General features: G+C 36.8%; 10 protein-coding genes. 6 read left to right on the top strand and 4 right to left on the bottom strand.

What is annotated here, in order from left to right:
• Positions 1-155: 155 nt before the first annotated feature.
• The gene (locus BW961_RS28960) at positions 156-395 is read right to left on the bottom strand and encodes a helix-turn-helix domain-containing protein (RefSeq protein WP_068590973.1); all 240 of its coding nucleotides are present in this window, start codon (positions 393-395) and stop codon (positions 156-158) included.
• A 155-nt stretch (positions 396-550) separates the two neighbouring features.
• Here BW961_RS28960 and BW961_RS28955 point away from each other — a divergent pair, with 155 nt between their 5' ends.
• From BW961_RS28955 to BW961_RS28940, 4 genes are all read left to right on the top strand, one after another.
• Positions 551-742, top strand: coding sequence for an aspartyl-phosphate phosphatase Spo0E family protein (locus BW961_RS28955; RefSeq protein ID WP_068590975.1), 192 nt, complete (start codon positions 551-553; stop codon positions 740-742).
• Between the two features lie 77 nt (positions 743-819).
• Positions 820-1,029, top strand: coding sequence for a hypothetical protein (locus BW961_RS28950; RefSeq protein ID WP_068590977.1), 210 nt, complete (start codon positions 820-822; stop codon positions 1,027-1,029).
• A gap of 81 nt (positions 1,030-1,110) precedes the next feature.
• Positions 1,111-1,977, top strand: coding sequence for a copper amine oxidase N-terminal domain-containing protein (locus BW961_RS28945; protein WP_068590979.1), 867 nt, complete (start codon positions 1,111-1,113; stop codon positions 1,975-1,977).
• A 120-nt stretch (positions 1,978-2,097) separates the two neighbouring features.
• Positions 2,098-3,066 (top strand): hypothetical protein, encoded by a 969-nt coding sequence (locus tag BW961_RS28940; RefSeq protein ID WP_068590981.1) that lies wholly within the window; start codon positions 2,098-2,100, stop codon positions 3,064-3,066.
• Positions 3,067-3,230: 164 nt separating this feature from the next.
• On the opposite strand, the gene BW961_RS28935 is transcribed toward BW961_RS28940, so the two are convergent.
• The 3 genes from BW961_RS28935 to BW961_RS28925 form a co-directional block, all read right to left on the bottom strand.
• Entirely contained in the window at positions 3,231-3,428 is a 198-nt protein-coding gene (locus tag BW961_RS28935; protein ID WP_068590982.1) for a hypothetical protein, read from the bottom strand.
• Between the two features lie 495 nt (positions 3,429-3,923).
• A complete protein-coding gene (locus BW961_RS28930) occupies positions 3,924-4,253 on the bottom strand; it encodes a YolD-like family protein (protein ID WP_068590984.1) in 330 nt (109 codons plus the stop codon).
• Positions 4,250-5,506 carry a Y-family DNA polymerase gene (locus BW961_RS28925; RefSeq protein ID WP_068590986.1) on the bottom strand — a complete coding sequence of 419 codons (1,257 nt, stop codon included), beginning with the start codon at positions 5,504-5,506 and terminating at the stop codon, positions 4,250-4,252. Before BW961_RS28925 ends, BW961_RS28930 begins: the two co-directional genes overlap by 4 nt.
• A 219-nt stretch (positions 5,507-5,725) precedes the next feature.
• On the opposite strand from BW961_RS28925, the gene BW961_RS28920 reads away from it, so the two are divergent.
• Both BW961_RS28920 and BW961_RS28915 read left to right on the top strand, forming a co-directional pair.
• Positions 5,726-6,628, top strand: coding sequence for a tyrosine-type recombinase/integrase (locus BW961_RS28920; RefSeq protein ID WP_068590989.1), 903 nt, complete (start codon positions 5,726-5,728; stop codon positions 6,626-6,628).
• 25 nt (positions 6,629-6,653) lie between these two features.
• Positions 6,654-7,328 (top strand): hypothetical protein, encoded by a 675-nt coding sequence (locus tag BW961_RS28915; RefSeq protein ID WP_068590990.1) that lies wholly within the window; start codon positions 6,654-6,656, stop codon positions 7,326-7,328.
• Positions 7,329-7,456: the final 128 nt, after the last annotated feature.

The raw sequence follows: 7,456 nt of genomic DNA, 5'->3' as shown, positions 1-7,456 counted from the left end.
CTGCGGATCCGGAGGACCAGGATCTGTGGGAGTTGTAGCATGATGTGATTCGTCTTCAGTAGCAGCCAGTAACCGGCCAATAGAAAAGAGTTGGACATAATCGAGGGAATGTCCAAATATTAATCTGCTCTCAGCAAAAAAATAAAGACAAGAGCTTATAGGCTCTTGTCTTTATTTTTAGAAATTAATTTAGAATCAGGATTGAAAACAATAACTTCTTCAATTTTCAAATGATAAGTTCTACATAAAGATTCTATTATGTCACTTCGAATAGGAAATCTATCTTTACTAATTTTTGCATAAGTCCTTGAAGAGATATCACAATCATTCATTACTTCTCCGTTGGTTTTTTTGTTTTTTACACACCAAATACGGAAGGGTTCAAAAGAGAACATACAGATCACCTCATAGTTAATATAACACAAAATATTTTATTAAGGGAAATCATTCTTTACAATAGTAAATAAATTTGTACTAAAGTATAGACAGCTTGAATAAATTGGTATAAAATAACATTAAAGAGTCCTTTTGGGGAGGAGAGATCTAATAAATGTTAGTTCATAAAATAACTAAAAAGGATCAAATACAGAGTGCCATCGAAAAAAAGAGAAAAGAGTTAAATGAATTATCAGTAACCAATTTTTTAGATTCCAAGGTTATTTTACAGGTTTCCAGAGAAATTGATAATCTTCATAATTTGTTTGAAGAAGAAAAAAGAAAAGAAAAAGGGCCGACTGCTTAGGCAATCGACCAGGTAATGAGACGTGAAATTTGCCGATCCCACGTCTCTCTATTATACAATGACAGGAGAGAAATGAAATGATAGATTTAATTGGTTTCTTTATTTTTATAACAACTATAGGGGTTAATATCTGGTGCTTCAAAGAATGTCGTAAAGAGGAATTAACAGCATTGGTTTATGTACCTGAATATAAATTAAGACAAGGTCCCGTTCAAGTAAAGTGTTTGTATATTGGAATTGAATCTACTGGTCAGAAGGTTTTAAATCGGAGTCTATCAAGTAATTAAATAATTACAATACCATCAAGGTTAAATTAAGTATAATTAAACTATGTAATAATTCGACACGGAAAAGGAGTGTTTATATTTATGAAAAAGTCATTATTTTTGATCTTGTGCGTAGTGATGGTAACTGTTCTTAGTGGAACTGTCTCAGCATCATCGAAAGCTGTAAGTGTAGTAGTAAATAAAAAACTATTATCATTTCCAGATGCAAAACCTTATGTGGAAGGTAGTAGAGTTATGATCCCGGTGAGGTTCGTATCGGAAGCACTTGGAGCAAAGGTTGATTATAAAAATAAAACAGTTCTAATCGATAAAGATGGAAAGAACATAAGTATGAAAGTAGATAGTAAGATAGTACTAGCAAATGGGAAAAAAATTATATTAGATGTACCGGTACGAATTAAAGAAAATCGGACGTTTGTTCCTCTTAGATTTGTTTCTGAAGCGTTGAATGCAAAAGTAGAATGGAATGTCGAGAAATATCTTGTTAGTATCACAACCTCGAACAGCACATCAGGTGAAGCGGAACCTGATTCTTCAGGGAAAGAATTAAAATGGGGTCAATATACTGAGCTTGGAAAGGTACTCTTTAAGAATAATATGAGAGTAGCGAATGAACACCTTATATTTACAATGCCAGAAAATGCACAAGGAATATTATATAAACCCGGAAATGGTAACGGTGAAAAATTAATAGCAAAGAAAAATTATTCTCTTCCATTAGGTGAAAATCAAGGGTACATTATGCTGACAAAAATCTATTCTGAAAAAGATTATATTGAAGGATATGCAGTTTACTTAGATGTAAAATCTGAAAACTTAGATGGGCATTATAATGAGCTGAAAAATGATGCTGTAGTTAGTTCAACATTAATTATCAATGGAAAGATGGAGATAACTGAAGCAACGCTTACTAATGTAATTAAAGATGCCGTGAAAAAGTTCAATTAGTCTCATGAAATGTGGATCATCGATCAGATTAGCTGGATTATATAATATTTGTCTAATTACGTGGTAAAATATAGCTTCAAAACTATAGGAAAGAAGTGGAAATAGTTGCTGGAGAAATTTTTGCGTAATATATTGGATCTTGAAGAATTTGAACGTTCAGAAATGCTAGGTATTTCTAATGGTTTAATCCTAGATTCTCAATTAAAGAAACTTGCGAAAACACTATCCCAAATAGTGGACGATTCCACTACTCCTGCATATACTAGGTTAGATACCTTGGACAGAATTAGTAGATATGTAGATTCGGCTAAAAAACACTCAATAAAAGATGACAGAACAGGAGAGTTAAAACCTGTAGTCAGTCAATATATGATCGTTCGAGTAAATTTTGCTGGTTTAGGATCCGAATTAGACAATATACACTACGGAATTGTTTGGAATGCGGACAGAAAAAGAGATCATATCAGTATTATCCCTACAACGAGTTTTAAGCCAGCATCTACTTTGGAAACCGGAGAGACTTTCAATATCGGGAAGGTTGGATTTCTGAGTGGAGAGACGGTTGTGTTGATGAACCAAATCACGAGTGTGAGCCGTAAACGTATTAGAACTGCTCGTCATTTTAATCCTACTTCAGATAAAAAAGAATTGGTAAAATTATCACTACTTCAGCAAAAACGAGTAATGGAAGGATTCCGCATCTACGGTTTAAAAGAAGAATCTCTTAGTTCAAAATACATCCGGAATAGCTTCTCTGATCGCTTACCTATGTTTGATGATCCAGAACTACAGTATCAGCACTTACACAGACCAATCATAGAAATTGAAAATACTAAGGATTTGGTGGTATACCGACTCTATGATAGCGAACAGGAATTTAATTTGCATCGAAAACCATTTCAATTAATGGATTCAACTCGTAATAATGTAATTAAAGATTGGGTAGAAGCAAAAGCGATTTGGGATCCAGACACTGAGACTTTTGTAAAAGAGCGTGACGAAGTACGGAAAGATGCATATATAGTGATTCAAGATGCTATCGAAAAATTTGTAACCTCTGAAATCAAATCCGATGAAGTAACAGCCTAATTTAAAATAGATTAATGTTGTATTTCCCAAGGATATATGATATTGTTTATTTACAGTAGTAAAGACGGAACGAAAACACATGCCCCATGGTGGGCCGCAGAAACACAGATCATGCCCCATGGTGGGCCTCGAATAAAACCTTTACCTTTTGGTAAAGGTTTTTTTCATTTCTCTGGATCATCCTCGTCAGAGGGGAAATAACCGAGTAGTTGACCACAAATGGGGCAAATCTTCGTAGATTCTCTATTAAGTACGTTTGCTGTTTCAAATGCAGCCTCTGAAGAAGTCGCATCAAGGACAAAGGTTATTTTACTATAGGTGCAGTCCATATAATCACAGCTAGAAACCACGCTATGTTTCATATTTAATAAACCCTCCATGTCTATGTACACATCCTCATTATTAACGCTTATTACCCAATTAATGCAACTGGATATCCATCGGTGAATGTATTAGAAATTGAATGTGATATAGACACGCTCTTAAGACACTAGAACCGAGTGAATACTATCATCTTCGGCACCAAATATACTTTTATACTTTTTTGGTGCCGAAAATGATTAAAACCTTAAATAAAAACGTATAATGACTGAGAATAGCAATGATTTGATTATTTTAATAATCCAATTAATGCATATAAGCTTAGTTGTAGTTCAAACGATGTTCCGTTTTTAGTTTTTATTTTCAACTTCATTTAATCACCTCTTCCTCATAAATTAGTAATACGCCTAAAATTATCGTATTTAATAAGATTGTAGATTTTATGATTGAATATATTCCAAATGGTAATTTGATAGTGGTCGAACAAATCAAAAATAGCATGTGGCGCAAACGTGGCCACATGCTATTTCTTGTTATTAATATGGGATTAAATCTTGAATATCGTATAAGGAGATGCACGTTTTATCTCCAGCTAAATCTAAAAGGGTTAACGTATGGGTATGCGGATCGATGGAGCGAATGCAGCCGCGAATGTCATGGAATCGCTTATTATTGTAGTAGTGTACTTGTATCGATCGTTGATCACTCCAGGAGTGCATGAGAAGTGTATTTAATTCTTCAAGACGATCCTCATCTAATACCGGTTGCCGTATATCCTCTTGTTCAGCTACCCATTGTTGCAACATGGCGGTGTGCTCAGGGATCATGAGGGAAGTCCATTTTTTGTGACCGCGATCATGGATCATTGTGTATGTCCTCCAATTTTTTGAGCACTACTTATCGCGGTACCGGATTCAGTTAGCGAGCAAGCCCTCATAACGGAGGCCTTGCCGTATCTGGATTGAATACCATCTAGAGCCTTACCAAGTCGGAGTAGCTTTTCATCCTCCGGACCTGTAAATAGATCGAGTTGAATGACCTCATCACTTACCAAGTTTGTCACAGATATATGAACAGTGCGGATCAAGCCACTTATGTTTTCTTTATTCATTATTGCAATACATGCGCGAGATAGATGTTTAGAAATATTAGTTGCTTCAGGGAGCGTAGTCGAATGATTAAACCCACGGATCTCTTCCGTTTTGCTATAGCCTATGGCTAAAGATACCGTTCTTGCCGCCTTATTTATTTGCCGAAGCCTGGTAGCAATCTTATCGGAAATTTCATAAATCACCGTTAAAGCTTCTTCCTTACTATAGTCTCTCATGAGGGTGATGCCGTTTGAGAAACCTTTACGTACATCTTCCCTGGGATCCACAAGCACCGGACTTAAATCGATTCCCCAGGCATGATAGTAAAGCTGCTCACCCATCACCCCGAACCTCCTTTTTAAGATGTCCAGTGGATATTGTGCAAGATCTCCAAGAGTCATAATGCCAAGACGGTTTAAATGTCGCTTCATCTTTGACCCGATTCCCCAAATGTCCCCGATAGGCAGCGGCCACAATAAACGTTGTACATCCTCATATCTACACTCCGCGATCCCAACCTTTTTGCTGATACAATCCATTGTCATTTTTGCGACAACCTTGTTGGGTCCGATTCCTATCGCGCAGGGAAGTTTTAGTTGCTGGAGAATGTTCATTTGTATGTGTTTGGCAATGTCGTAAGCACTCCCATACGTACGCTCAAGGCCCTGACAAAAAAAGAAGCTTTCATCGACGGAGTAGGTATGAATAGCTTCGATTGGGACGTACTGATTGAGCAATTTTGTGAACGCCATAGACGTTTCTAAGTATAATCCCATGCGTGCAGGTACGATATGAATACGTGGGTCTTTTGGGATTTCAAATAATCGGTTTCCGGTCTTGATGTTAAATTCACGTTTTAACGCTGGGGAGGCGGCAAGCACGATACTTCCCGATCGTTCAGTATCTCCAACAACCGCGAGTAGGGTAGTCAGTGGATCCAAATTACGGTTTACGGCTTCAACCGAAGCGTAAAAAGATTTCATGTCGATACAGAGCACTTTATGCTGAGGAAACTGACTGTAATCCATTTTAATGGTAACTCCTTCCGAATGAAGAACATTTGTTCTTATTATATCACGAAATCAATAAACGAATACAAGAGGTATTTATTTACTTGAAACTCGTCGTCTTCTCTATACAGAAGATGACAAGTTGTGATATAATGGAAGAAACAAACCTGCATTCTACCGTTTCATAAGAACGAAAAATCTTGTCGTCTTTTATAAAATGCAAAAGAAGGAGTTCAAATGTCACAAATGTTCGACCATTTTATTTTGCAGCTAGATCAGTCGGGAGTAGCCGAACGGACAGTAACAAATTACCAGTCAACGTGGAATGTATTTTCCAAATGGATTATGAAGAGTAATCCAGGTTTAAGAGATCCAGGAATGGCAACGCAAAAGGATATTTCTGATTTCAAAAAAGAAATGCTTATTTCCGGAGGAAGAGGAGGTAAGCCAGCATCACCAGGCACGATGCAACTCTATTTTGTTCACCTCAATGCCATCTTTCGTTTTTTTGCTCAAAAGGGATTTATCCCAGATAATCCGGTTGGGCCAATAAAAAAACCTCCTGCAGCTCGCCGAACTCCTAAATGGCTTTCCCGAAATGACCAAAACGCGTTTCTAAGAGAGGTACGTAAAAGCGCGGATAAGAGGGACTATGCAATTGTTATAGTGATGGTACGAGCTGGATTGCGTGTACATGAACTGAGCGATCTCCTGAAGACCGAACTAACTATGAGTCCACGAACGGGGAGCGCATATATTCGTGGGAAGGGTTATAAGGATCGGGAGGTTCCCCTTAATGCAGAGGTTCGGTCTGCATTGGAAAGTTATCTGGCAGACCGGATCGATAACAGCCCGTATGTATTTGTATCTCAACGCTCTAAAAAGTTCTCTGTCCGTGGAATACAACACATTGTTGAGAAATATCGTGTTCGAACGAAGATTGAACATCTATCCTGTCACAGCCTCCGGCATACGTTTGGACACGACTTAGTTGCTGCAGGAAACGATCTCCAAAAAGTGGCCATGTTGATGGGGCACTATAAAGAAGATGGGACACCTAATATTTCCATGACGATGATTTACACGACACCTGGTGCGGAGGATTTAGAAGCTGCGGTGGAGTCGATCAGCTGGACATGAGATTAGATGAAAGGAGTGGAACCAGTTGAGTAGCACTATAAGTGAATTTTGTAAGCTGAAGCTTGAAATAAGGGATTTCCTAAATCAGACATCTAATTATATAGAAGTTAGTGAACTCCAAATAAAGGATATGGTTAAACAATCGCATTATACAGTGTACCATGAAGGTGATTCTTACGATTTTTATGGTATGGAAAATGAATCTTACTGGTTTCCTATAACATTAAGAAATTCAGTATTTGTTACGCTTTATGGATTCTTAGAACATATTCTCATTAAAATGTGCAAAACATTGGAAGTAATTAAAAGGATTTCTCTAAGCGTTGAATCTTTTATAGAGGATAAAAATAATTACGGATCTAAAGTAGTTAAAGCTAGTAATTATATTTTAAGTGTAGCGAATATCTATTTCCCGCATCGGTTGTCTGAGTGGACTCATATAAAAAATTGCGGTGTTTTGAGGAATTCTATTGTCCATAATTTCGCAAAAAAAAATGATAGAGTAAAATCTTTGCTCCCTATGAGTGGAATAACAACTGAAATTAAAGATATAACTAACGAAGTGTTGGATTTTGATTATATGGGAAAAGCATATGGCGTGTCTCAATTGAACTTTGACAATAGTTTTTTTCTACTATCCAGTTTCAGTAAAGAGTTTCTAAATTCATTTGCAACATTAATGAATAATTTTTTTCGGTGAATGCTTCGTTATTAGACGGAAAACACGATGCAAAGCTAGCATCATTTAATTTTACAATCTAACTAAAGGTTTATTGACTTATTTTGAACAACAGGGTTGAACCACGCTGAGTTTTGAGGAAGTTGAGG

The sequence above is a fragment of the Paenibacillus macquariensis genome, assembly GCF_900156375.1.
In the GTDB taxonomy this organism is placed as follows: Bacteria; Bacillota; Bacilli; order Paenibacillales; family Paenibacillaceae; genus Paenibacillus_AQ; species Paenibacillus_AQ macquariensis.
The sequence above is the reverse complement of the archived record's forward strand: the minus strand, read 5'-3'. Positions and strand labels throughout refer to the sequence as shown.

Excerpts from the sequence above, each read along its gene's own strand:
- BW961_RS28960 (WP_068590973.1), bottom strand. The coding sequence starts at position 395 with ATGTTCTCTTTTGAACCCTTCCGTATTTGGTGTGTAAAAAACAAAAAA.
- BW961_RS28955 (WP_068590975.1), top strand. The coding sequence starts at position 551 with ATGTTAGTTCATAAAATAACTAAAAAGGATCAAATACAGAGTGCCATC.
- BW961_RS28950 (WP_068590977.1), top strand. The coding sequence starts at position 820 with ATGATAGATTTAATTGGTTTCTTTATTTTTATAACAACTATAGGGGTT.
- BW961_RS28945 (WP_068590979.1), top strand. The coding sequence starts at position 1,111 with ATGAAAAAGTCATTATTTTTGATCTTGTGCGTAGTGATGGTAACTGTT.
- BW961_RS28935 (WP_068590982.1), bottom strand. The coding sequence starts at position 3,428 with ATGAAACATAGCGTGGTTTCTAGCTGTGATTATATGGACTGCACCTAT.
- BW961_RS28930 (WP_068590984.1), bottom strand. The coding sequence starts at position 4,253 with ATGATCCATGATCGCGGTCACAAAAAATGGACTTCCCTCATGATCCCT.
- BW961_RS28925 (WP_068590986.1), bottom strand. The coding sequence starts at position 5,506 with ATGGATTACAGTCAGTTTCCTCAGCATAAAGTGCTCTGTATCGACATG.
- BW961_RS28920 (WP_068590989.1), top strand. The coding sequence starts at position 5,726 with ATGTCACAAATGTTCGACCATTTTATTTTGCAGCTAGATCAGTCGGGA.